The 24,386-nt window shown below is 60.4% G+C and carries 25 protein-coding genes; 7 read left to right on the top strand and 18 right to left on the bottom strand.

The genetic code is table 11. The features are described from left to right. Positions 1-28: 28 nt before the first annotated feature. A complete protein-coding gene (locus tag AC6I8F_RS06505; protein ID WP_282996024.1) occupies positions 29-976 on the top strand; it encodes a sugar-binding transcriptional regulator in 948 nt (315 codons plus the stop codon). Between the two features lie 102 nt (positions 977-1,078). On the opposite strand, the gene hisP is transcribed toward AC6I8F_RS06505, so the two are convergent. The 15 genes from hisP to AC6I8F_RS06430 form a co-directional block, all read right to left on the bottom strand. Then, a complete protein-coding gene (hisP, locus tag AC6I8F_RS06500) occupies positions 1,079-1,852 on the bottom strand; it encodes a histidine ABC transporter ATP-binding protein HisP (protein WP_058769896.1) in 774 nt (257 codons plus the stop codon). Between the two features lie 8 nt (positions 1,853-1,860). Continuing rightward, a complete protein-coding gene (locus AC6I8F_RS06495) occupies positions 1,861-2,577 on the bottom strand; it encodes an ABC transporter permease (protein ID WP_021509186.1) in 717 nt (238 codons plus the stop codon). Beyond that, positions 2,574-3,260, bottom strand: a complete 687-nt coding sequence (locus AC6I8F_RS06490) for a histidine ABC transporter permease HisQ (protein WP_282996022.1) — start codon at positions 3,258-3,260, stop codon at positions 2,574-2,576. The genes AC6I8F_RS06495 and AC6I8F_RS06490 overlap by 4 nt, the downstream gene beginning before the upstream one ends. A 193-nt stretch (positions 3,261-3,453) precedes the next feature. Continuing rightward, positions 3,454-4,236 carry a lysine/arginine/ornithine ABC transporter substrate-binding protein ArgT gene (gene argT, locus AC6I8F_RS06485; RefSeq protein WP_031280032.1) on the bottom strand — a complete coding sequence of 261 codons (783 nt, stop codon included), beginning with the start codon at positions 4,234-4,236 and terminating at the stop codon, positions 3,454-3,456. A 274-nt stretch (positions 4,237-4,510) separates the two neighbouring features. Further along, positions 4,511-5,080: a UbiX family flavin prenyltransferase gene (locus AC6I8F_RS06480; protein ID WP_058769895.1), complete on the bottom strand. Its 570-nt coding sequence runs from the start codon at positions 5,078-5,080 to the stop codon at positions 4,511-4,513. Between the two features lie 113 nt (positions 5,081-5,193). Beyond that, positions 5,194-6,711: an amidophosphoribosyltransferase gene (gene purF, locus AC6I8F_RS06475; RefSeq protein ID WP_021509182.1), complete on the bottom strand. Its 1,518-nt coding sequence runs from the start codon at positions 6,709-6,711 to the stop codon at positions 5,194-5,196. 33 nt (positions 6,712-6,744) lie between these two features. Next, positions 6,745-7,230 carry a colicin V production protein gene (cvpA, locus tag AC6I8F_RS06470; RefSeq protein WP_021509181.1) on the bottom strand — a complete coding sequence of 162 codons (486 nt, stop codon included), beginning with the start codon at positions 7,228-7,230 and terminating at the stop codon, positions 6,745-6,747. 250 nt (positions 7,231-7,480) lie between these two features. After that, positions 7,481-8,230 (bottom strand): cell division protein DedD, encoded by a 750-nt coding sequence (gene dedD / locus AC6I8F_RS06465; RefSeq protein WP_058769894.1) that lies wholly within the window; start codon positions 8,228-8,230, stop codon positions 7,481-7,483. Further along, on the bottom strand, positions 8,220-9,488 hold the full coding sequence (gene folC / locus AC6I8F_RS06460; RefSeq protein WP_058758422.1) for a bifunctional tetrahydrofolate synthase/dihydrofolate synthase: 1,269 nt from the start codon (positions 9,486-9,488) through the stop codon (positions 8,220-8,222). The genes dedD and folC overlap by 11 nt, the downstream gene beginning before the upstream one ends. A 72-nt stretch (positions 9,489-9,560) precedes the next feature. Continuing rightward, positions 9,561-10,469, bottom strand: coding sequence for an acetyl-CoA carboxylase, carboxyltransferase subunit beta (gene accD / locus AC6I8F_RS06455; RefSeq protein ID WP_021509178.1), 909 nt, complete (start codon positions 10,467-10,469; stop codon positions 9,561-9,563). A gap of 132 nt (positions 10,470-10,601) precedes the next feature. Next, positions 10,602-11,264, bottom strand: a complete 663-nt coding sequence (locus AC6I8F_RS06450) for a DedA family protein (protein ID WP_010617492.1) — start codon at positions 11,262-11,264, stop codon at positions 10,602-10,604. 27 nt (positions 11,265-11,291) lie between these two features. Then, positions 11,292-12,104, bottom strand: coding sequence for a tRNA pseudouridine(38-40) synthase TruA (gene truA, locus AC6I8F_RS06445; protein ID WP_264442512.1), 813 nt, complete (start codon positions 12,102-12,104; stop codon positions 11,292-11,294). Next, positions 12,104-13,117 (bottom strand): aspartate-semialdehyde dehydrogenase, encoded by a 1,014-nt coding sequence (locus AC6I8F_RS06440; RefSeq protein ID WP_498028642.1) that lies wholly within the window; start codon positions 13,115-13,117, stop codon positions 12,104-12,106. Before AC6I8F_RS06440 ends, truA begins: the two co-directional genes overlap by 1 nt. A 77-nt stretch (positions 13,118-13,194) precedes the next feature. Then, a complete protein-coding gene (pdxB, locus tag AC6I8F_RS06435) occupies positions 13,195-14,331 on the bottom strand; it encodes a 4-phosphoerythronate dehydrogenase PdxB (RefSeq protein WP_338670940.1) in 1,137 nt (378 codons plus the stop codon). A gap of 57 nt (positions 14,332-14,388) precedes the next feature. Beyond that, entirely contained in the window at positions 14,389-15,168 is a 780-nt protein-coding gene (locus tag AC6I8F_RS06430) for an AraC family transcriptional regulator (RefSeq protein ID WP_021509174.1), read from the bottom strand. A gap of 95 nt (positions 15,169-15,263) precedes the next feature. On the opposite strand from AC6I8F_RS06430, the gene AC6I8F_RS06425 reads away from it, so the two are divergent. Next, positions 15,264-16,169, top strand: a complete 906-nt coding sequence (locus AC6I8F_RS06425; RefSeq protein ID WP_215480527.1) for a DMT family transporter — start codon at positions 15,264-15,266, stop codon at positions 16,167-16,169. Here the strand turns inward: AC6I8F_RS06425 and AC6I8F_RS06420 are convergent. Then, positions 16,156-17,532 carry a sensor histidine kinase gene (locus AC6I8F_RS06420; protein ID WP_498028641.1) on the bottom strand — a complete coding sequence of 459 codons (1,377 nt, stop codon included), beginning with the start codon at positions 17,530-17,532 and terminating at the stop codon, positions 16,156-16,158. The two genes, AC6I8F_RS06425 and AC6I8F_RS06420, sit on opposite strands and share 14 nt — an antisense overlap. After that, the gene (gene tctD, locus AC6I8F_RS06415; protein WP_104093057.1) at positions 17,523-18,194 is read right to left on the bottom strand and encodes a transcriptional regulator TctD; all 672 of its coding nucleotides are present in this window, start codon (positions 18,192-18,194) and stop codon (positions 17,523-17,525) included. Before tctD ends, AC6I8F_RS06420 begins: the two co-directional genes overlap by 10 nt. A gap of 120 nt (positions 18,195-18,314) precedes the next feature. On the opposite strand from tctD, the gene AC6I8F_RS06410 reads away from it, so the two are divergent. The 4 genes from AC6I8F_RS06410 (at position 18,315) to flk (ending at position 22,406) form a co-directional block, all read left to right on the top strand. Further along, entirely contained in the window at positions 18,315-19,292 is a 978-nt protein-coding gene (locus tag AC6I8F_RS06410) for a tripartite tricarboxylate transporter substrate binding protein (RefSeq protein WP_127834373.1), read from the top strand. Between the two features lie 11 nt (positions 19,293-19,303). Beyond that, on the top strand, positions 19,304-19,735 hold the full coding sequence (locus AC6I8F_RS06405) for a tripartite tricarboxylate transporter TctB family protein (protein ID WP_278427104.1): 432 nt from the start codon (positions 19,304-19,306) through the stop codon (positions 19,733-19,735). Positions 19,736-19,747: 12 nt separating this feature from the next. Beyond that, positions 19,748-21,256 carry a tripartite tricarboxylate transporter permease gene (locus tag AC6I8F_RS06400; RefSeq protein WP_058782030.1) on the top strand — a complete coding sequence of 503 codons (1,509 nt, stop codon included), beginning with the start codon at positions 19,748-19,750 and terminating at the stop codon, positions 21,254-21,256. 118 nt (positions 21,257-21,374) lie between these two features. Then, positions 21,375-22,406, top strand: a complete 1,032-nt coding sequence (gene flk / locus AC6I8F_RS06395; RefSeq protein WP_021509167.1) for a flagella biosynthesis regulator Flk — start codon at positions 21,375-21,377, stop codon at positions 22,404-22,406. 14 nt (positions 22,407-22,420) lie between these two features. Here the strand turns inward: flk and AC6I8F_RS06390 are convergent, their stop codons facing one another. Then, entirely contained in the window at positions 22,421-22,864 is a 444-nt protein-coding gene (locus tag AC6I8F_RS06390) for a rhodanese-like domain-containing protein (RefSeq protein ID WP_021509166.1), read from the bottom strand. An 86-nt stretch (positions 22,865-22,950) separates the two neighbouring features. On the opposite strand from AC6I8F_RS06390, the gene pdxR reads away from it, so the two are divergent. Beyond that, complete coding sequence (gene pdxR, locus AC6I8F_RS06385; RefSeq protein ID WP_132464970.1) at positions 22,951-24,369, top strand: MocR-like pyridoxine biosynthesis transcription factor PdxR; 1,419 nt, start codon at positions 22,951-22,953, stop codon at positions 24,367-24,369. Positions 24,370-24,386 lie beyond the last annotated feature (17 nt).

Below are 24,386 nucleotides of genomic sequence, written 5' to 3'. Positions count from 1 at the left end.
GCGTATCGGAGTTTGACGGAACAAGGCGATGAGCAGAGAAGAGAAGAAGCAGGAGCTGGCGGCGCGGGCAGCGTGGATGTATTACGTGGCGGGCGTCACGCAGCAGGAGATTGCGCGCGCGCTGGGCTTATCGCGGCAGGTGGCGCAGCGGCTGGTCTCCAGCGCGCGTGAAATGGGCATGGTCAGCGTGAAGATCGACCATCCGGTCACGCACTGCCTGCATCTGGCGCGCGAGATCGAACAAAAGTTTGGCCTGACGCTGTGCCGCGTGGTGCCGTCAGCCGGGCTGGATGATGAGGCGATTCAGCAAATGCTGGCGGTGGAAGGCGCGGCGGTGATGGCGCAGTTTATCAACGAAGAGACGCCGCAGGTGTTTGGCATCGGTTCCGGCAAAACGCTGCGCTCAATGATTGATGCGCTGCCGTGGGTTGAACGGCCACAGCATCAGTGTGTGTCGATGATCGGCGCGATTGCGCGTGACGATTCCGGTACCCGCTACGACGTACCGCTGAAAATGGCGGAGAAGATGCAGGGCAAATATTTCTTCATTCCGGCGCCGCTGTATGCTGACACGCCGCAGGATAAGACGATGTGGGTGCAGCATCAGGTCTATCAGCGCGTCACCCAGCGTGCGCTACAGGCGAACGTGGCGTTTGTCGGCATTGGCGAAGTAATGCCGGGCTGCCCGCTCAATGCCGAAGGCTTTATCACCGATGCGCAGGTAGAAGCGCTCAACGCGCGCGGCGTGGTAGGTGAAATGCTGGGGCATTTTTTCAATCGGCAGGGAGAGCGGGTGTACGGCGAAACCGATGAGCTGCTGACCAGCGTGCTGCTGGAGAGCCAGACGCAGCGCAATATCATCGGCTTTGCCGGCAGCGCGCGCAAATACGCAGCGATTCACGCCGCGCTGCACGGCGGCTGGATCTCCGGGCTGGTGACGGATGAAGACACCGCGCTGAAACTGCTGAATGATTAATTAAAAATTTCTGTGATTCGTCGCGGCGCGCTGTATCGCGTGGATTTGTCCGCCGCATCGCCGGGAAACGCGCAGTACATTGCGCCGCTACGGTTCAGAAACCTATTTCAACGATCCCTTCAAAAACTGCTGCAGGCGCGGGCTTTTCGGGTTGCCGAACAGTTCGTCTGGCGCGCCCTGCTCTTCGATTTTGCCCTGATGCAGGAAAATCACGTGGTTGGATACGTGACGGGCGAACTCCATCTCGTGCGTTACTACCACCATGGTTTTGCCCTCTTCGGCCAGCTTCTGCATGATGCGCAGCACTTCGCCTACCAGCTCCGGATCGAGCGCCGAGGTCGGTTCGTCAAACAGCAACACTTCCGGCTCCATCGCCAGCGCGCGGGCAATCGAGACACGCTGCTGCTGGCCGCCTGACAGATGCACCGGGTATTTGGCACGCGCGCGCGCATCAATACCGACTTTATCGAGGTATTTAATTGCCCGCTCACGCGCTTCGGCTTTGCTCAGCCCCAGCACCTGAATCGGTGCTTCAGTGACGTTATCCAGCACCGTCATGTGGCTCCACAAATTAAAGTGCTGGAACACCATGGTCAGCCGGGTACGCAGCGAACGCAGCTGCTCCTTGTTGGCCACTTTCAGCTGGCCATCGGTGTCGCGCACCAGGTTTATCGCCTCGTTGTTAACCGCGATGGTGCCTTCACTCGGCTTTTCGAGGAAGTTGATGCAGCGTAAAAAGGTACTTTTCCCGGAACCGGACGAGCCAATAATGCTGATCACATCGCCGGCGTTGGCCTGCAGCGACACGCCCTTCAGAACTTCATGTTCACCGTAACGCTTATGCAGTTCGGTAACGCTTAATTTATTTTCAGCCATAGTCATACTCAGTGCGACGAAGAGGGTTTCACATGCGCGAGGAAGCGGCGCTCCGCAAGGCGGAACAGGCTAATCAGCACGTAAGAGATAATCAGGTACAGCACCGCAGCGATGCCGAACGCGGTGAACGGCTGATAGGTCGCCGAGTTGATATCGCGCGCGATTTTTAGCAAATCCGGCACGGTGGCGGTGAACGCCAGCGCGGTGGAGTGCAGCATCAGAATCACTTCATTGCTGTAGGCGGGCAGCGCGGTGCGCAGCGCCGACGGCAGAATGATGCAGCGGTAAAGTTTAAACGGCGAGAAACCATAGGCGCGCGCGGCTTCGATTTCACCGTGTGGCACGGCGCGAATGGCACCGGCAAAAATCTCGGTGGTATAAGCACAGGTGTTCAGGGTAAATGCCAGCAGCGTACAGTTCAGGCCGCTGCGGAAGAAGGCGTTCAGCAGCTCGGAGCCTTTCACCACCTCCAGCGTGTACATGCCGGAATAGAACACCAGCAGCTGCACATACAGCGGCGTGCCGCGAAACACATAGGTAAACAGCCACACCGGCGTGGAGATATAGCGATTTGGCGACACGCGCGCGATGGCCAGCAGCACCGCAAGGCTGCCGCCAATTACCACGGAAAGAATCAGCAGCCACAGCGTGATGGCCACGCCGGTAAAACGGTAACCGTCGGTCCAGAGCAGTTGTTTCCAGTACTCCTGAATAATCTCGATCATAACTCTGCCCTTTTCACCCCTACCGAGTAGCGGCGTTCAAGCCACCACAGCACGCCGTTGGACAGCGTGGTAAACACCAGATAAATCACCCCGGCAACAATCGCGAAGTAGAACGGTTGCCAGGTACTTTTGCCAGCCAGCTGCGTGGCTTTTACCACATCTTCAAGGCCGAGCAGCGACACCAGCGCGGTGGCTTTGAGGATCACCTGCCAGTTGTTGCCGATGCCGGGCAGCGCAAAGCGCATCATCGCCGGGAACAGAATGCGACGGAAAGTTTGCGAGCCGGTAAAGCCGAAGGCGGTGGCGGCTTCAATCTGCCCTTTCGGCACCGCGAGAAACGCGCCACGGAAGGTTTCAGTGAAGTAAGCACCGTAGATGAAGCCGAGCGTAATAATACCGGCCACCATCGGGTCGATATCAAACTGCGCCATGCCGAGCGCATCGGTTACGGCGTTGAGGGCAATCTGCAGACCGTAAAAGATCAGCAGCATCAGCACCAGGTCGGGCACGCCACGGATGAGCGTGGTGTAGCCTTCAAAAATCATCGCCAGCGGGCGATTGCGGGAGAGTTTGGCGCCGGCCCCTATCAGGCCCAGCACCACGGCCAGTACCACCGAGCTGAGCGCCAGCTCAAGGGTCACCAGCGTGCCTTTGAGAATTACTTCAGAATAGCCATAAAACATGGGTTCGATCCTGTCGTGAGGGAAATAAACAAACGCTGTCCAACAACACACGGACAGTCCTGACCAGGATGTGAATCACGGAAGGATGGTGGCAAGCGTATGAACTCCGGGAGTTTACATAAGTAAGCGCCCGGAGTGAATAGTTATGACCCACGTTAGCGTGACTCAATACACCCGTTCAGGAACAGGAGTCTTAATCGCCGTAAACGTTGAAATCAAAGTACTTCTTCGCAATCTTGTCGTAGGTACCGTCTTTGCGCATGTCGTTAAAGGCTTTGTCAATGGCAGCTTTCAGATCGGCGTCATCTTTACGCAGGCCCATACCGGTGCCGACGCCAAAGATTTTGTCATCTTTCACCGCAGGACCGGCGAACGCGTAGTTTTTCCCGACCGGCTGCTTAAGGAAGCCTTCGCTCGCCTGCACTTCATCCTGGAACGCCGCATCAATACGGCCAGCGTTCAGGTCCTGATACACCAGATCCTGGTTGGCATACGGCGTGACGGTCACCCCTTTTGGACGCCAGTATTCATTGGCGTAGGTTTCCTGCGTGGTGCCCTGCAGCAGGCCGATGTTCTTGCCCTTCAGCGACTCAATGGTCGGCTGCAGTTTAGACCCCTTCGGCGCCACTAAACGCGCGTTCGCTGCATACAGTTTTTCCGAGAAGGCGATCTCTTCCTGACGTTTCTCGGTGATCGAGAGTGAAGAGATGATGGCGTCGATCTTCTTCGCTTTCAGCGACGGGATCAGCGCATCGAAATCACTTTCCACATAAGTACATTTGGTCTTGATACGCTTACAGATCTCGTTGGCCAGGTCGATATCAAAGCCAACCAGCTGGCCCTGCGCGTTCTTGGACTCAAACGGCGGGTAAGTTGGATCGGTCCCGATGCGCAGCGACTGCGGTACCGCTGCGAACACGCTCGCAGCGCCGGACATAGCCAGCATCAGAGAAAGAGCCAGAACTCGCTTTTTCATAGGTAACCCTCAAGTGAAGTGCTTATTGTTATGTGGTGCGTGATGTGTTTGCGCTGAATGTTTTGCAGGTTTCATGCCAGTTGTGCAAATCGGCGAAACTGTGCGCAGGCGCACTAAATACCGCGTCCATCTGGGACGCAAGCACTTAGTTTGTGAGGGAAATATAACAGCGGTGTGAGGAAGAAAAAGTGAGATTGTTAACTTTTGGTGCACAAGATGCACGAACAGTGATCGGCCCCGCGCTTTTGCACGCATTCAGTGCATTATTGCACCATCATGCACCCTGCCAGCGGGTAAACAGATCTTCCGGCAGCTCGATATCAAACTGGTCCAGCACGCGGTTGACCGTCTGATCAATCAAATCGTCGATGCGCTGCGGGCGGTGATAAAACGCCGGCACCGGCGGCATAATCAGCGCGCCGAGTTCGGCGGCCGTGGTCATCATGCGCAGATGACCGAGATGCAGTGGGGTTTCCCGCACGCACAGCACCAGCCGGCGCTGCTCTTTCAGCACCACGTCGGCGGCGCGCGTCAGCAGACTGTCGCTGTAGCTGTGCACAATGCCGGACAGGGTCTTCATGGAACACGGCAGAATTGCCATACCCAGCGTTTTGAACGAGCCGGACGAGATGCTGGCGGCGATATCGCGCACATCGTGCACCACATCGGCCAGCGCCTGCACGTCACGCAGGCTGTAATCGGTCTCCAGCGCCAGCGTTTGCCGCGCCGCCGGGCTCATCACCAGATGGGTTTCCACTTCGGCTAACGGTTGCAGCACCTGCAGCATACGCACGCCGTAGATCGCGCCGCTGGCGCCGGAAATACCAATGATGAGTCGTTTCATAATTCAGCCTTGCTGCAAAAGAGTGCGCCAATAATAGCCGCTCCGCCGCCATAAATACAAAAACAAACAGGGCGGGATTGCGCCCGCCCTGTTTCGTCTGCCTGAGACTGACCTTAACCTTCGTTATGCAGTTCCAGGTTCTCCACTTCGTTCTGACGCGCAATCGCTTTGGCATCGTCGTTACGCAGCGACTGCAGATATTCCAGATACTGCAGATCAACGTCTTTGGTGACGTAGATGCCGTTGAACACTGAGCATTCGAACTGGGCAATATCCGGGTTCTCTTCACGCACCGCGTCGATCAGATCCTGCAGATCCTGGAAAATCAGCGCATCGGCTTTAATCAGCTGACGAATCTCTTCCACTTCACGGCCGTGCGCAATCAGCTCGGTAGCGCTCGGCATATCGATGCCGTAGACGTTAGGGAAGCGAATTTCCGGTGCCGCCGACGCCAGATAGACGCGTTTCGCGCCCGCTTCACGCGCCATCTCGATAATCTGCTCAGAGGTGGTGCCGCGCACAATCGAGTCATCCACCAATAGCACGTTTTTATCGCGGAACTCAGCGCGGTTGGCGTTGAGCTTACGGCGCACCGCACTGCGGCGCAGCTGCTGGCCCGGCATAATAAAGGTACGGCCCACGTAGCGGTTTTTCACAAAACCCTGGCGGTACGGCTTATCAAGAATACGGGCGATCTCCAGCGCGGTATCGGTCGAGGTTTCCGGAATCGGGATCACCACGTCAATATCGAGATCTTCCCACTCGCGGGCAATTTTCTCGCCCAGCTTGGTGCCCATGCGCACGCGTGCGCTGTAGACGGAGATCTTGTCGAGGAACGAGTCCGGACGCGCAAAGTAAACGTACTCGAACAGGCACGGATTGCTTTTCGGGTTCTCTGCGCACTGGCGCGTCGAGAGCTGCCCCTGCTCGGTGATGTACACCGCTTCGCCTGGCGCAACGTCACGAATAAATTCGAAGCCGAGCGTATCCAGCGCCACGCTCTCTGAGGCCACCATGTATTCGGTGCGGCCATCGGCCAGCTCACGCTTGCCCAGTACCAGCGGACGGATACCGTTAGGATCGCGGAACGCAACCATGCCGTGACCGATAATCATCGCCACCACGGCGTAAGCACCGCGCACCTGCTGATGCACCGCCGCCACGGCAGCAAAAATGTTGTCAGCTTCCAGCGGATAGTGCTGAAAACGATCCAGCTCCTGAGCAAAGATGTTGAGCAGGATTTCGGAATCTGAGGTGGTATTCACATGACGGCGACCGACTTCGAACAGCTGCTTGCGCAGTTCATGGGCGTTGGTCAGGTTACCGTTGTGAGCCAGCGTGATGCCGTACGGCGAGTTCACGTAGAAGGGCTGCGCTTCAGAGGCGCTGGAGCTGCCGGCAGTCGGATAACGCACGTGGCCGATACCCATATTTCCCTGCAAACGCTGCATGTGGCGCGCTTCAAACACGTCGCTGACCAGGCCATTGGCCTTACGCAGACGGAAGCAGTTCAGCGCATCGATGGTACAAATGCCGGCGGCATCCTGCCCGCGGTGCTGCAGCACCGTTAACGCGTCATAGATCGACTGGTTTACTGGCATAAAACCGGTGATACCAACAATACCGCACATGTTGTCATTTCCTCATTAGCCGCACTCCCGGTGTTACCGGGGTAAAAAACTCGACGTGCTTTTCAGGTAATCGAAAAACCACCTGATGATGTAACTGAACTGGGGAATGAGTTGAGACTGTTGCCAGTCCGGACTTTTTGAAAAGCCGGTGAATGTATCAAGGAAGAAGAGAATGGCGGATACAATCAGCACGCCACGCAACGCCCCGAAACAGACCCCCAACACCCTGTCGGTTCCCGACAAGCCGGTTTTCTCAACCAGCGAGCCGATCACATAGTTCACGATGGCACCCACAATCAGGGTGGCAACGAATAACACCGCGATGGCGATGCCGTTGCGAACCAGTTCGTCGTCAAAACCTGTAAACCAGACTGCAAGGTAGGCGTAGTAATGACTGGCGACAAAAAACGCGCATCCCCAGGTAACAAGAGATAAGGCTTCCCGGACAAACCCGCGAATCAGGCTGACCAGAGCCGAAAAACCAACTACCGCAATAATGACGTAATCAATCCAGATCATGAACGCTTCCAGTACAGTGCATTTGCACCCCTGCATCCAGTTCGGGGCGCATTCTAACAGAAAAAGAAAACGTTTGCGTAGGGTTTTCCGGTTCTGTCCCGAGAAAAAGGGCGATGAAAAAAACTTTCCTCGCCCTTGTTGATGTCAGCCATTTAACCTGCTGATATTCCATAAATTTTCAGTAACGCTTCGCTAAAAAACACGCCAAAAGCCGCGCCTGTTTCTGCTATCGGCGCGGCTTATCAGTTGATCAGCGTGTGCTGTACGGCTTCACAACGCCGCCGAGGCCGGAGATGCCTTTCAGCTCGCCGAGTGCGCCCTGCAGTTTCGCTTTGGACGCATCCGGCCCCACGTAAATACGGGTGATCTGCCCCTGCACCGGCGTCGACGGCACGGTAAAGGCGCGATAGCCGGAGAGCCGCAGCTGCGCCACGATCTCATTCACTTTGGCGGCGTTCTTCAGCGCGCCGAGCTGTACCACATACGCCTGTCCTGCTGGCGCGGCCGGTTCGCTCTGCTTCGGCGTTTCCGCCGCTTTAGGTTGCTCTGTAGTTTTTGGCTGTTCTGTCGCTTTCGGTTGTTCTGCCGGCTTCGGTTTCGGCTGCTCCACCGGTTTAGGCTTCGGCTGCTCCACCGGCTTCGGCTTCACCTGCTCTGCCGGTTTCTGCTGCTGGTGCACCGGCGGCGGCGTCACGACGCTGGGCTGGCTGTTTTGCGCTGGCTGCGTGCTGCCGCTGGCGGCACTGCTCTGCGTTGCGCTGCTGGCGGGCGCCTGCTGCGCCGCGCTTGCCCCTTCCGGCGGCTGCGACGGCAGCGGCTGCGTCACCGGCGGCACCATTTCGCTGTCCTGCTGATCGTCAGGCTTTGGCACCAGCGGAATCGCCGCGAACTCCTCTTTATAATGCTTTTTCTTACCGTCCAGCAGACCCGGCAACACGATGACGCCAATCGCCACCAGAATCACCGTGCCCACTAAACGATTCTGAAACTTACTTGCCACTGCCGTTCTCCGCTGCCATCGATTGCATTACCTGCGCCACGGTGTGGAACGAGCCGCACACCAGAATCACATCGTCGGGCTGAGCCTGCTGCCGCGCCGCCTGCCACGCGGCTTCAACGCTCTGCCAGGCGCTGCCGCCCTGCAGATGCGCCATCAGCTCATCAGCGGACGCCCCGCGCGGGCCGTCGAGCGGCGCGCAGTACCAGCGGTTGACCTGCGGTGCCAGCGCAGCCAGCGTCCCGGCGATATCCTTGTCGTGCAACATGCCAACCACCGCATGCACCGTGCCGTGTGCCGGCAGCTCAGCGAGACGTGAAGCCAGATAATAAGCCGCATGCGGATTGTGTGCCACATCAAGGATCACGCGCGGCGCGGTGCTGACCGTCTGGAAACGTCCCGGCAGAATCGCCAGCGGCAGATGCTGACGAATCAGCGCCTCGCTCACCGTCAGGCCGGAAGCGCGCAGCGCCGCAATGGCGGTGGCCGCATTGGGGAGCGGCACCTGGGGCAGCGGCAGATCGCGCAGTTCACCCTGGGCATCCTGCAGCGTCCAGCTGTCGCCCTCGCGCTGCCACTGCCAGTCGCGGTTAATTTGTAACAGCTGCGCGCCCTTCTCCGCGGCCACCTGGGCAATGGTGTCGGGCATATCAGCCTCGCCGACCACCGCCGGTTTACCGCCGCGGAATACGCCGGCCTTCTCGCGGCCGATGCTGGCGCGATCAGGCCCCAGCCAGTCGGTGTGGTCCAGCGCAATGCTGGTGATCACCGCCACGTCGGCGTCGACAATGTTTGTCGCATCCAGCCGGCCGCCCAGCCCCACTTCCAGAATCACGACATCCAGCTGCGCTTCACGGAACAGATTGAGCGCGGACAGCGTGCCAAACTCAAAGTAGGTGAGCGAAATATCGCCGCGTCCGGCCTCAATGGCGGCAAAGCTGGCGCTGTGCCGGGCTTCATCCAGCTCAGCACCCTGCACGCGCACGCGTTCGGTGTAACGCACCAGATGCGGCGAGCTGTAGACGCCAACGCGATAGCCTGCGGCCATCAGCAGGGTTTCCAGCGTACGGCAGGTGGTGCCTTTGCCGTTGGTGCCGGCGACGGTGAAGACAAACGGAGCGGGTTTTAGCAGGTCGAGGCGTGCGGCGACGCGCTGAATACGGTCCAGGCCCAGATCGATAGCCTGAGAATGCAGATGCTCAAGATAATGAAGCCACGTGGCCAGAGGCGACGTGGCTTGCGGGAGGTGAAGAGTGTCCATGTGCCCTGTTAGCTCTTTACGATGTGGTGCATGAATAAAAAGGCGCATCACTCTGCACCTTTCGGTTGCCTGTCAGGCTTCGTTGCTCTCCGGCTCAGCCGCAGTCGGGCGATCACCATCCTGCAGCGGTGCCGGCAGGTTCATCATTTTCGCCAGCAGGCTGGCCAGCTTAAAGCGCATTTCCGGACGACGGATGATCATGTCGATCGCGCCTTTTTCGATCAGGAACTCACTGCGCTGGAAGCCCGGCGGCAGCTTTTCACGTACCGTCTGTTCAATCACGCGTGGGCCGGCAAAGCCGATCAGCGCTTTTGGCTCTGCGACGTTCAAATCGCCCAACATCGCGAAGCTGGCGGAGACGCCACCCATGGTCGGGTCAGTCAGTACCGAAATATACGGCAGACCGCGCTCCTGCATTTTTGCCAGCGCCGCACTGGTTTTCGCCATCTGCATCAGCGACTGCAGCGCTTCCTGCATACGCGCACCACCAGAGGCGGAGAAGCAGATCAGCGGGCAGTTGTCTTCCAGCGCCTGCTCAACCGCACGCACGAAACGGGCGCCGACCACCGAGCCCATTGAGCCGCCCATAAAGGAGAACTCAAACGCGGCAGCCACCACCGGCATACCGTGCAGCTGGCCTTTCATTACCACCAGCGCATCTTTCTCGCCGGTCTCTTTCTGTGCCGCAACCAGACGATCTTTGTACTTCTTCGAGTCGCGGAACTTGAGCAGGTCTTTCGGTTCCAGCTCGCTACCCAGCTCTGTCATCGAACCTTCATCCATCAGGCTATGCAGACGCTCGCGCGCGTGCATACGCATGTGGTGGTCGCACTTCGGGCAGACTTCAAGGTTGCGCTCCAGCTCGGCGCGGTACAGCACCTGACCACAGCTATCGCATTTGGTCCACACCCCTTCCGGGATGCTGGCTTTGCGCGAAGGCGTGGTAGTGCTTTTATTCAGTATGCGTTCAATCCAGCTCATTGATGACCTTTCTGTTTAATGCTGACCTGGTCCAGTCTTGTCGTTACTGCTGAAATCACCTTCAGCAGGCCGTAAATGTCGCTCATTAAACCACAACCCGTTCACGCTGTGGATAAAAATCTGGTAACAGGCTTACTGCGACTTGTGCTGACGCGCCTGGCGGCGGTGACGCCACACTTCAATCACGCCTGGCAGTACCGAGACAATGATGATGCCAACAATCAGCAACTTAAGGTTTTCCTGCACCACCGGCAGGTCACCAAACAGGTAACCGGCATAGGAGAATAGCAGCACCCACAGCAGCGCGCCTGTCACGTTAAAGAGCGCGAAGTGGCGATAAGACATGTGTCCCATTCCCGCCACAAAGGGGGCAAAGGTTCGCACGATTGGCACAAAGCGCGCAAGTATAATGGTTTTGCCGCCGTGGCGATCGTAAAACGCGTGGGTTTTGTCGAGGTAGCTGCGGCGGAAAATTTTCGAGTTCGGGTTACTGAACAGCTTCTCGCCAAACAGCCGGCCAATGGTGTAGTTAACCGCGTCGCCGAGAATGGCGGCAATCACCAGCAGCGTCACCATCAGGTGCACGTTGAGGTCGTTGCCCGGCAGCGCCGCCAGCGCACCGGCGACGAACAGCAGCGAATCACCCGGCAGGAACGGCGTAACCACCAGCCCGGTTTCACAGAACAGAATCAGGAACAAAATGGCGTAAATCCAGATGCCGTACTGCGCCACCAGCTCGGCCAGATGCACGTCAATGTGCAGAATGAAATCGACGATAAAGTGGATAAACTCCATAACAGCTAACTCCCTGACACTTTCCGATTAAAATGAATCCGCGAGGAACAACGGTCCCAGCGCAGGCTGAGGTAACGCAAACTGAGCAGGGTAATCCACCGCCACCAGATACAGCCCTTCGGCTTTCGCCGTTGCCGCCGCCAGCGTGCGATCTTTTGCCGCCAGCAGCGTGGCCATCCACGTTTCCGGCTGATTGCCGCAGCCAATCTCCAGCAGACTGCCGACGATATTGCGCACCATGTGATGCACAAAGGCGTTGGCTTTGATATCCACAATCACGTACGGCCCCAGGCGCGTGACGTTGAGATGCATCACGTTGCGCCACGGCGTGCGCGACTGGCACTGCACCGCACGGAACGAGGTAAAATCGTTCTCACCCAGTAAAGCCTGAGCGGCGCGGTGCATCTTTTCCGCATCCAGCGGATGGTAAAAATGGGTAATGCCGTTGCCGAGAATTGCCGGGCGCAGCCGCTGGTTGTAAATCACGTAGCGATAACGGCGCGCGGTGGCGCTGAAGCGCGCGTGAAAGGTTTCCGGCACCGCTTTCACCCAGCGCACCGCAATATCGTCCGGCAGGTTGGCGTTCACGCCCAGCGTCCAGGCGCTGTCGGCACGTGAGGAGGTGGTCTCAAAATGCACCACCTGGCCGGTGCCGTGCACGCCCGCGTCGGTGCGTCCGGCGCAGAACACGTTTACCGGGTGATTGGCCACTTTCGCCAGCGCTTTTTCCAGCTTTTCCTGCACGCTGCGTACTTCATTCTGGCGCTGCCAGCCGTAGTAACGGCTGCCGTCATATTCAATGCCAAGCGCCAACTTAAACGGGGTCGCGTCTTCCAGCATTAATACAGATACTCCTGCTGCACCAGCTTCTCTGCGGTTTTCACCGCCATCAGCGCGCCGCCGAAGCGGATGTTGTCGGCCACCGACCAGAACTGCAGCAGCTCCGGGATGCCGTAGTCGTTGCGCACGCTGCCGATGCTCAGGGCTTCACTGCCGGAGGCGTCGCTGACCGGCGTCGGGTAATCACCGTCGTCGCTCAGGCTGATATCGTCGGCGCGCGCCAGTTCGTCACGCGCTTCCTCCGCCGACAGCGGCCGCAGGTTTTCGATATAGACGATCTGCGCGTTGCCGTAGAACACCGGCGCCTGCACGCTGCTCACCGCAATCGGTAATCCTTCGTCCTGCAGCACTTTACGCACCTGATCGACCAGTCGGCGCTCGCTCGCCACGCTGCCGGCACTGTCCGCCTGCTGCGGCAGCAGGTTGAACGCCAGCTGGCGGCCAAAATAGTGCTCATCGGCCGGTACGCCGTTCAGCAGCCGCGCGCTCTCACCGGCCAGTCCATCAACTGCTGCTTTACCGTGGCTGGAGACCGACACCAGGTTGGTCACCTGCAGACGGCCTAAACCGGCGGTATCCACCAGCGGTTTGATGGCGCTTAACAGCTGGCTCACCAGCGCATCGGCCACGGTAATGATGTTGCGATTACGGTAATCCGCCAGCACCTGTGGATTGACATCCGGCACCACCAGCGGCACGTCCGGCTCCAGCGCGAACAGGTCGCTGCTGTCGATTACCAGGCAACCCTGGCTGGCGGCTTCTTCGGCATAACGCGCCGACGCCTCGCGACCGGCGGTAAAGAACGCCAGCTGCGCCTGCGACCAGTCAAATTCCGCCGCGTCCTGCACGCGCAGCGAGCGGCCGTCAAAACGCACGCTTTCACCGGCGCTGTTTTCACTCGCCAGCAGATACAACTCACCAACCGGGAACTGGCGTTCCGCCAGCAGTTCCAGTACAGCGTTCCCCACTGCGCCTGTCGCGCCCAGTAGCGCAATATTCCAGCCGTCAGACATGTTGGTTTACTCCAGACAATGACATAAAAAAGAGAGGCGATGACATGCATCGCCCATTAATTCAGAAAAATCAGAGATTAGTGATTCGCCTGCAGCGTGGCGCTGAAGCCAAGCTGATTGAGCAGTGCCGCGCTCTCCGCCTCATCACAGATCACCTGCAGCGAAGACCACTCGCGGCGCTCGACATACTGCTTGCGCAGGCGATCAAATTCGCCCGGCTGCGCGGCCACTTTGCGCAGCGGCGCATCGTCGCGGCGCACATCATACACCAGATGCACCAGGCGTTTCAGCGTCGGCTGATCGAGCTTGCCGTGCAGCGTAAGGGTGTCAAATTCGGGGCGCGGCAGCAGCGTGTCCAGCGCCACCTGCTGCGGCTGACCAATAAATTTGCTCCACGCCTCAAACACCTGAGTGGTGCCGCGCGCTTTCCCTTCAAGGGTATAACCGGCGATATGCGCGGTGGCGATATCGACCTTGTCCAGCAGATCGAGGTTGAGATCCGGCTCCGGTTCCCACACGTCCAGCACCACGCTGAGATCGTTACGCAACCGGAGCACCTCCAGCAGCGCGGCGTTATCCACCACCGGACCCCGGCAGGCATTGATCAGAATGGTGTTGGGGCGCAGCGCCATCAGCAGCGCGGCATCCGCCAGATGCCAGCTTTTGTAGCGGCCGTCTTTAAACAGCGGCGTGTGAAAGGTCAGGATATCGGCCTGGGCCACCAGCGCGTCGAGCGAGTGGAAATCTTCGTCATCGCCGCGATCGGCGCGCGGCGGATCGCACAGCAGGGTTTTTACTCCCCACGCGGCGAGGCGTTTAGCCAGCCGTCCGCCCACATTACCGACGCCGACGATGCCCACGGTGCGATCGCGCAGATCAAAGCCGTCGCGTTCGGCCAGCAGCAGCAGCGCGGAGAACACATATTCCACCACCGCAATCGCGTTACAGCCCGGCGCGGCCGAGAAGCCGATCCCGGCCGCCGCCAGCGAGGCATCATCGACATGATCGGTGCCGGCAGTGGCGGTGCCGACAAACTTCACCGGCGTGCCGGCCAGCAGCGCGGCATCCACTTTGGTGACGGAGCGCACCATCAGCGCGCTGGCATCCTGCAGTTCGGCTGCCGGCAGCGGGCGGCCCGGCACCGCCACCACCTCTCCGGTGCGGCTGAACAGTTCACGGGCGTAGGGCATATTTTCATCGACGAGAATTTTCACGGCGGCGGTCCTGTCTGCTTGAAATAAACGGGGCATATCATGGCACAAAGCCGGGGATTAACCTAACCGACTGCGATAGCGATCCGGCGTGGTGCCAGCCTGCTGCTGAAACATCACGATCAGCGCGGAGGCGGAGCTGTAGCCCAGCTCGTGGGCGATGCCCTGCACGCTGCAGCCCTGCTCCAGCAGCGCGATTGCGCGCAGGAAACGTAAACGCTGGCGCCACTCGCTGAATGACATCTGCAACTGCTGCTGACAGCGCCGCGCCAGCGTACGCTCAGTGGTAAACACGCGCTTCGCCCATTGTGCCAGCGTGGTGTTATCACCCGGGTTCTCTTCCAGCGCGCGCAGAATCGGCGCGAGGAATTTATCGTCGGACATCGGCAGATAGCTGGTGTTCACCGGTGCAAGACGCAGCCGATCAATCAGCACTTCGCACAGCCGCCAGTCGGCGTCGCTCTGCGGCTGCTCCAGCGCGCGGCGGGCAAAATCATTCATGATGGCGTGCACGATGGCATCCACGCTCAGCAGGCAGGCTTTTTCCGGCATGCCGGCGCATAAATCAGCGGCAAGGTTGAAGGTGCGAAACTGCGCCTGACAGTGGTTGTAGCTGCTGTGGCGCTGGCCCGGCGGGATCCAGATCGGCATTTCGGCCGGCGTCAGCAGCCGCTCGCCTTCCACTTCCATCTCCAGCACGTGGCTGGTGACAAATATCGCCTGGCCCCAGTCGTGCTGATGCGGCAGGTATTCGGTTTTGGCGTTGGTTTGCTCATAGCGCATGAAAAAACGCAGCAGCGGCGCGTCGCGCGGTGGCTGATACTCAACCTGAAGATTCATTCTGTCCGGTCACTAACGAATTTTGTCCGATTTTAACTATCTGCTTTAAACCGGTCAAACGTAAGCTAGTCGCGATTTACATTTGGAGCCGTACTATGAACTTATTGTTACCGCTGGTGGCGGTGCTGATCTGGTCGATCAACACCATCGTCAGCAAGCTGTCTGCCGGCAGCATCGATCCTGCTGCCATCTCTTTTTACCGCTGGTTGCTGGCGCTGCTGGTGCTTACGCCCTTCTGCCTGCCTGGCGTATGGCGCCATCGTCACACCATCAAAACCCAGCTGTGGCGCTTACTGGTGCTGGGCCTGCTCGGCATGGTGCTGTACCAGAGCCTCGCCTATTATGCGGCACACAGCGTTTCGGCGGTGATGATGGGGATTCTCGGCGCCACCATTCCGCTGCTGACCATCCTGCTAAGCCTGGTGGTACTGCGCCTTGCACCGACGCGCGGTATTCTGATTGGCGGCCTGCTGTCGTTTGCCGGGCTGGTGTGGCTGGTGAGCGCCGGCAATCCGGCGCAGCTGCTCAGCCAGCGCCTCGGCAACGGCGAGCTGATGATGCTGGCGGCCTCAACCTCCTACGCGCTGTACGGCGTACTGACGAAGCGCTGGGCAATCCCGCTGCCGACGTGGCAAAGCCTGTACGTGCAAATCTTCTTCGGCGTGCTGTTGCTGCTGCCCGGCTTCTGGCACGCGCCGGAGGTGGCGCTGAACGCCGACAATATTCCGCTGGTGCTGTTCGCCGGGCTGTTTGCCTCGATTGTGGCGCCGTTCCTGTGGATCCTTGGCGTGCAGCGCCTCGGCGCCAGCACCACCAGTATTTTCATGAACTTCGTGCCGGTGTTTACCGCCATCATTGCCGTGCTGTTCCTGCACGAACAGTTGCATGCTTACCACTGGATTGGCGGCGGTCTGACGCTGGTCGGGGTGATTCTGGCGCAGCGGCTGAAAACTCCGCTGCGTAAAGCGCGCGTGATGGCTCCGCCGATCAGCGAAAGCTAACCGTCACCCGCAGTCCGCCCAGCTGCGGGCTGCGGTCCAGCTGCAGCTGCGCGCCGTGCCAGGCGCAGATATCCTGCACCAGCGCCAGTCCAATGCCCGCGCCGGGCTGGCTGTCGTGATCGAGCCGGCCAAACGGCTGCAGCGCCTGCCGCTGCTGATCCGCCGCGATGCCCGGCCCGCTGTCTTCAATTTCCAGCACCTTTTGCCGCAGCCGCGCGGTCACCGTGCCGCCGTGCGGCGTGTATTTGATGGCGTTATCCAGCAGGTTGGCGCACAGCTCGGCCAGCAGCAGCGCATCGCCCTGCACCTGGCTCGCCGCCTGCTCTTCAAAACCCAGATCGATCTGTTTACGCCGCGCCGCCGCATAGCCGCTGAAACAGGCCTGCTGCACGATGTCGCTGAGATTGACCTTACTGAAGGGCTTATCTTCGCCGTGGCGCGCCTTAATTTGCGCCAGCTGCAGCAGGCGATCGGTGAGCTGGACGGTGTCATCCAGCGTATGACGCATGCCCTGCAGGCTTTCACGCCACTGTTGCGGATCGTCGCTGCTGAGCGCGACGCCGACCTGGGTTTTCAGGATGGTGAGCGGCGTGCGCAACTGGTGAGACACATCGGCGCTAAAACGCTCCTGCCGCGCCAGCAGTCCGCGCAGCCGCTCCAGATGGCGGTTGAAGGCGATGATCAGCGGCTGCAGTTCTGACCACGGCAGCAGCGACGGCAGCGGTGTCAGTTCTCCCGGCGCGCGGCGCAGCATCATGCGCGATAGCCGGCGCAGCGGGCGCAGCACTTTACGCAGCAGCAGCCCGGCCAGCAGCAGCGTGATCAGCACCAGAAAACTCTGGCTGATCAGCGCGGTGCGCAGCAGACTGTCGGCAAAGGCGTGGCGTGAGTTAAGCGTTTCCGCCACCAGCACCAGCGCCATGCCCTGTACGCCTTCCTCGTTCACCGGCTGCCACAGCGCGGCCACGCGAATCGGCTGCTTGCGGTAGTGCGCATCGTAGAAGTGCACCAGCGCCGGATAGACATCGGACAGCGGCGCGTTGCCCGGCACCAGCGGTAAATCCGGGTAGCCGGACAGCGTGCGACCTTCGGGCGAAATCACCTGATAGAACAGCTGATCGTTCATGTTGCGCTCAAAGCTGTCCAGCACCACCCAGGGCACATCCACCTCCAGGCGTTGATGACGCACCACCAGCCGCTCGGCCACGGTGCGCGCCGAGGCCAGCAGCGAGCGATCGTAAGCCTGATTCGCCGCCTGCAGCGCGCTCTGATAATGGGTGTAGACCGACAATCCCCACAGCAGCAGCAGCGGCGCGCCCAGCCACGCCAGCAGTTCACCGCGCAGCGAGTGGATCAGTCGCACGGCTGGCACTCCAGGCTGTAACCGAGGCCGCGCAATGTGACGATCGCCACGTCGCTGCCCGCCAGCTTTTTACGCACCCGATGCACATACAGCTCAATGCTCTCCGGGCTGGCCTCATCCGCCAGCGTGAACGTTTGCTCGTACAGATGCTGGCGCGACACCGGCCTTCCCGGGCGCTGCATCAGCGTCGACAGCACGCTGGCCTCGCGCGGCGTCAGCGGCAGCGGCTTGTGATTCAGCAGGAAATAGCCTTCCGCATCGCGCTCCAGCTGGCCGAGGCTTTGCGTCTGCGTGGCCTGGCCCTGACTGCGGCGCAGCAGCGCGCGCAGCCGCGCGTCCAGCTCGTCCAGCTCAAACGGCTTGGTGAGGTAATCATCGGCGCCCGCATTCAGCCCCTGCACGCGCTGTTGCAGCGCGCTCTGTGCGGTCAGCAGCAGCACCGGCACGCGTTGTCCGCGCTTGCGCAGGCGCGCCAGCACCGCCAGGCCATCGAGCCGCGGCAGCGACACATCCAGTACCACCAGCGCATAATCCTCACTCTGCAACACATGATCCGCCGCCACGCCGTCGGCCACCCAGTCCACGGCGAAGCCTTTTTGCGTCAGCGCTTTCTGCAGCCAGTTGGCCAGCTCGACGGTATCTTCCACCAGTAAGAGACGCATATCACATCCTGTTAGTTTTGCCGATGGCTGAAAGGTAAATGAAAGGTTGCTGTTTTAACAATTCAGCAACCCCGAATGTTCGGTGGCAATCACACTCTGGAAGAAACAATGGAGCGACAGATGAAAAAAACAATGCGCACCGCCTTTGCCACAACCCTGCTGGCTTTTTCCCTCGCGGCGGCTCAGGCCGCAGCACCCGAGCGTACCGAATGTATCGCCCCGGCCAAACCCGGCGGCGGTTTTGATCTGACCTGTAAACTGATCCAGGTTTCCCTGCAGGAAACCGGGCAGATCACCACGCCGATGCGCGTCACCTACATGCCGGGCGGCGTCGGTGCCGTGGCATATAACGCCATCATTGCGCAGCGGCCCGCCGAAGCAGGCACGCTGGTGGCCTTCTCCGGCGGGTCGCTGCTGAACCTGTCACAGGGCAAGTTTGGTCGTTACTCAGTGGATGACGTGAAGTGGCTGGCGGCCATTGGTACGGACTACGGCATGGTCGCCGTGCGCGCTGACGCGCCGTGGAAAACGCTGGGCGAACTGCTGGAGGCGATGAAACAGGATCCGACTAAAGTGGTGGTCGGCGCTGGTGCCTCCATCGGCAGCCAGGACTGGATGAAAACCGCGCTGCTGGCACGGGAAGCCGGTATCGATCCGCGCAAAATGCGCTATGTGGCGTTTGAAGGCGGCGGCGAGCCGGTTACCGCGCTGCTCGGCAACCACATCCAGGTGGTATCAGGCGACATGAGTGAAATGGTGCCGCACCTGCAGGGCGGCAAGATGCGCGTACTGGCGGTAATGAGCGACAAACGCCTGCCGGGCGAACTGGCTGACATCCCGACCGCCAAAGAGCAAGGCTTTAACGTTGAGTGGCCGATTATTCGCGGCTATTACCTCGGCCCCAAAGTCAGCGATGCCGATTATCAGTGGTGGGAACAGACGTTTAAAAAACTGGTGACCACCAAAGAGTTTCAGCAGCAGCGCGATCTGCGCGGCCTGTTTGAGTTCAACCTGTTTGGTAGCGAGCTGGACGCCTACGTCAAGAAACAGGTGGCAGATTACCGTGAACAGGCGAAATCGTTCGGCCTGGCGAAATAACGGAGGCACAGATGAGCGATCGTATCTTTGCGGCGGTGTGGCTGGTGCTGTGCCTGGCCGGACTGTTTATCGGCTGGCAGATTCAAAGCGAGTACAGCTACGAGCCGGTTGGCCCGCGTCCTTTCCCGCTGCTGCTGCTCGGCCTGATGGCGATCTGCGCGGTGATGATGCTGCTGCGCAAGCCGGACGCCGTACAGTGGCCGGTGGCGGCAACGCTGAAAAAGCTGCTGGCGCTGTGCGTAATGCTGATGGTGTACGGCTGGCTGTTTGAGAAGCTGGGTTTTGCCCTGTGTACCACGCTGCTGACCTTCGGCATCGGCATGCTGTTTGGCGCACGCTGGTGGGCAGCCGTCCTCTCCGGTGTGGTAATGGGTGTGGCGCTGTTTTACGCCTTCGATCGTCTGCTGGATGTTACGCTGCCGGTCGGCAGCTGGTTCAGTTAACAGGAGTCAATTATGGATACCTGGTCTTTTCTGATGCAGGGTTTCGCCGTCGCCATGACGCCGGAAAACCTGATGATCGCCCTGATTGGCTGCTTTATCGGCACCATCGTCGGCCTGCTGCCGGGGCTTGGGCCGATTAACGGCGTCGCGATCCTGATGCCGCTGGCGTTTGCGCTGCACTTACCGGCGGAATCCGCGCTGATCCTGCTGGCAACGGTGTACATCGGCTGCGAATATGGCGGGCGCATCTCGTCGATTCTGCTCAACGTGCCGGGGGATGCCGGCGCGATCATGACCGCGCTGGATGGCTATCCGATGGCGCAGCAGGGCAAAGCCGGCGTGGCGCTGTCGATCTCGGCGGTCAGCTCATTCATCGGCTCAACCATCGCCATCATCGGCATCATTCTGTTTGCGCCAATCCTCGCCAACTGGTCGCTGGCGTTTGGTCCGGCAGAGTACTTCGCGCTGATGGTGTTCGCGATTGCCTGTCTCGGCAGCATGATGAGCCACAATCCGCTGAAGTCGTTTCTTGCTGCGCTGATTGGCCTCGGCATGGCGACGGTGGGCGTTGATGCCAACACCGGCGTCTATCGCTTTACCTTCGACAGCGTGCATCTCTCGGACGGCATTCAGTTTGTGGTGGTGGTCATCGGCCTGTTCTCGGTGAGCGAAATTCTGCTGATGCTGGAATCCACCAGCAGCGGCCAGAAAATGGTGCGCGCCAGCGGCCGCATGCTGTTCAACATGAAAGAAGCGGCGCAGGCTACCGGCGCAACGCTGCGCTCCTCGTTCATTGGCTTCTTTGTCGGCGTGCTGCCGGGTGCCGGCGCCACCATCGCCAGCGCCATTGCCTATATGAGTGAGAAGAAAATCAGCGGCAGCGATCAGTTTGGCAAGGGCGACATTCGCGGCGTGGCAGCGCCGGAAGCGGCGAACAACGCCTCAGCGTGCGGATCGTTTATCCCGATGCTGACGCTGGGCATTCCCGGCTCCGGCACCACGGCGGTGATGGTCGGCGCGCTGACGCTGTATAACATCACGCCCGGTCCGGCGATGTTTACCGAGCAGCCGGACATCGTCTGGGGGCTGATCGCCGCGCTGCTGATCGGTAACGTGATGCTGCTGATCATGAACATTCCGATGATCAACATCTTTGCACGCATGCTGACCATTCCGCTGTGGTTCCTGGTACCGGCAATTGCCGCGATTTCGGCGGTGGGCGTGTATGCGGTGCACAGCACTACGTTTGACCTGCTGCTGATGGTCGGGCTGGGCATTTTCGGCTATATCCTGCGTAAGATGGATTTCCCGATGTCGCCGCTGATTCTCGGCTTTGTGCTGGGCGAAATGCTGGAGCAGAACCTGCGCCGCGCGCTGTCAATCAGCAACGGCAACCTGCCAATTCTGTGGGAAAGCCTGATCTGTAAAGTGCTGCTGGTGCTGGCTGTCGCCGTGCTGGTGGTGCCGCCGCTGTGGAAGCGCTGGCGTCGCAAGCGCATGAAGCTGGCCGCCGCCGAATAAATCCGTGTCTTATTGTTTTTCTCCCTGCCGCCCCCGTGGATTTCCCGGGGGCTTTTGCTATCATGTGCCATCGTTTTTCCGGCGCACCCGGATCTGACTCGTTTTCAAGGATTCCGCCATGCAACCTCTCAGCGGTCCCGGTGTGCCCGCGGGCGATCGTTCCTCTGTTAACCCGGCTAACGGCACCGGCCGCCCCGGCGCGGCACTGGGCGACCAGCCGCTCTCCCCGGCCCAGCGCACCACGCTGGAACGCCTGATCGTCCGTATCATGTCACTCAGCACGCTGAAAGCGCCCGAACTGTGGGCTGGCATACGCCACGAAGTGGGCGTGAAAAATGATGCCGAACTGCAGTCGCGCCACTTTCCGGCGGCGGAGCAGCATCTTAACAGCCGTCTGACGCAGGTGCAGAACAGCCACGCCACGCGTCAGCTGTTGCAGCAGCTGCTGGAAAAGCTGCCGCAGGGCAACAATCGCCAGGCGGTGAGCGACTTTATCCGCCAGCAATTTAACCAGACGGTGTTAAGCGCGCTGAGCCAGGATCAGCTGCGTCAGGTGCTGACCATGCTGCAGAACGGCCAGATGGCCATCCCGCAGCCGCAGCAGACGCGCACCACCGATCGCACCCTGTTACCGGCCGAACAGCAGGCGCTTAACCAGCAGGTCACGCGCCTTGCCGCCGCGACCGGGGAATCGCCGGTAAAAGTGCTGGCCGACACGCTGAAACTGGTCAATCTGAAGAGCGGCGACCCGGTTCCGTCGCGCCACTTCCCGCTGCTGACGCAGTTTTTACAGGTGCGCCAGACGCTGAGCCAGCACAGTGCGCCGACGCTGCAGCTGCTGGAAAGCTCGCTCAAACAGCCGCTGAGCCACGACGAGCAGCGTATGCTGGAGGATTACAGCCTGCAGCGCTTCCAGGCCACGCCGCAGACGTTGCTGACACCGGCGCAGAGTCAGGATCTGCTGATGCTGCTGTTCAGCCGCCGCGCCGAGCGCAACAGCGAAACGCCGCTGGCCGACAGCGAGCTGCGTCCGCAGCCAATCTGGGCACCGTTTGTCGAAATTCTGCCGCGTCCACTGGCGCAGCGCCCGGCGCTGACGCTGGTGCTCGGCCTGGCGCTGTTCTTCTTTTTGCTCTGGCTGCTGCTGTAGTTAAGCCATCGCGCTCAGCAGCCGCACTCCGCCGCGGATGTCGCGGCGGGCCACTCGCCTGCCGCCGCGCCCCACGCCATCGGGTGGCCGTCGCGCTTCCAGAAATCCAGCCCGCCAATCAGCTCTTTAACCTGAAACCCCAGCTCAGCCAGCTTTAGCGCCGCTTTGGTCGAACCGTTGCAGCCAATGCCGTCGCAGTAAGTCACATAGACGCGGTGACGATCGAGCCGAGCGGTGCTGGCCGCATCCATCTCGCGATGCGGCAACGACAGCGCGCCGCAGATATGTCCGGCCTGATATGCGTCGCGGCTGCGGGCATCAATCACCACAATCTGCGTGACGCCCTGCGCCAAATCCGCCGCCAGATCCCAGGCATCGGTGTAATAGCTGAGTTTGTGCTGCAAATAAGCCACGCTGTGCTGCGGGCTGGCGGGCGGATAAAACAAAACGGCTGACATGGCATTCTCCTGTTGTGATGTCCCTGCAGTGTACGGCAAAGTGGTCTGCATCCTGATACCACTTTGACTGTAGCGATAAGACCATTATGCAGCACGCCTTTTTGCCACTGTTTCGCCATCAGACGCAGGGCGGTTTACGTCAGCGGCTGTGCGCCACGCTGCGCCAGGCCATTGTCAGCGGCCATTTGCGCTTCGGGCAGAAGCTGCCTTCGAGCCGCCAGCTGGCTGCCGATCTGGCGCTGTCACGCGTGACGGTTGAAGCCGCTTACAGCCAGCTGGAGAGCGAAGGCTACGTGCAGCGGCACAGCGGACGCGGCACCTTCGTCGCTATCGCCCTGCCGCCACCGGCGGAAAAGGCGACAGCGCAGCGCGCACCGCGCTTTTCGCAGCGCGGCACGCAGGTGCTGGCGACCGGTGGCTGCCAGGATCCCCCTTTTCCCCTTGCCTTTGCCGCCGGATCACCGGAACTGCGCGCGTTTCCGCACCGCCAGTGGCAGCGGCTGAGCCACAGCGTACAGCGCGCGCTGGGCAGTCAGGTGATGGGCTATGGCGATCCGCTCGGTTATGCGCCGCTGCGCCAGGCGGTGGCGGATTATCTGGCGCTGTCGCGCGGCGTGCGCTGTACGGCTGAGCAGGTCATCATGCTCACCAGTTCACAGCAGGCGCTGCAGCTGCTGGCGCTGATGTTTCTGGATGCAGAGGATGAAGTGTGGCTGGAGGAGCCGGGCTACCGTGGCGCGCGGAACGCCTTTCTCGCCGCCGGTGCCCGCTGCCGCGCCATGCCGCTGGACGATCAGGGCGCGCTACCACTCAGCGGCCGGGCGCAACTGGTGTATCTGACGCCCGGCCACCAGTATCCGACCGGCACACCGATGAGCCTCGCGCGGCGGCTGCAGTGGCTGGCGTGGGCACGTCAGCACGATAGCTGGCTGATCGAGGATGACTACGACAGTGAATTTCACTATGACGGTCGCCCGGCGCCGGCGCTGCAGGGCATGGAAGCCGATAGCCGGGTTATCAGCCTGGGGACCTTTTCCAAAACCCTGTTTCCGTCGCTGCGGCTGGCGTGGATGGTGGTGCCCGCAGCGTTGGTGACGGCGCTGGGTCGCGCGCGCAGCGTACTGGACGGCCACAGCGCCCTGCTGCCGCAGGCGATCACCGCCGAATTTATCCAGCAAGGCTATTTCGCCAGCCATCTGCGGCTGATGCGTCAACTCTATCATAGCCGGCGCGATCGGCTGCTGATGCAGCTGGAACAGCATCTGCAGCCGTGGCTGCGGCCGCTGCCGGCGACAGGCGGGTTGCAATTGACGGTTGAGTTATTACAGGGAGATGAGGCGCGGCTCACGCAGCAGGCGCAGGCCGACGGTCTGCTGCTGCCGCCGCTGTCACCCCTTTACGCCGGCGCATCGCGACAGCAGGGCTGGATACTCGGCTTTGCGGCGTTGACACCCGGCGAAATTGACCGCGCCTGCGCGAAGCTGGTAAGGCTGCTGGCAACCTGAATCCGTCAGCGACAAAA

This window comes from gamma proteobacterium symbiont of Axiagastus rosmarus (assembly GCF_059730925.1).
The sequence above is the reverse complement of the archived record's forward strand: the minus strand, read 5'-3'. Positions and strand labels throughout refer to the sequence as shown.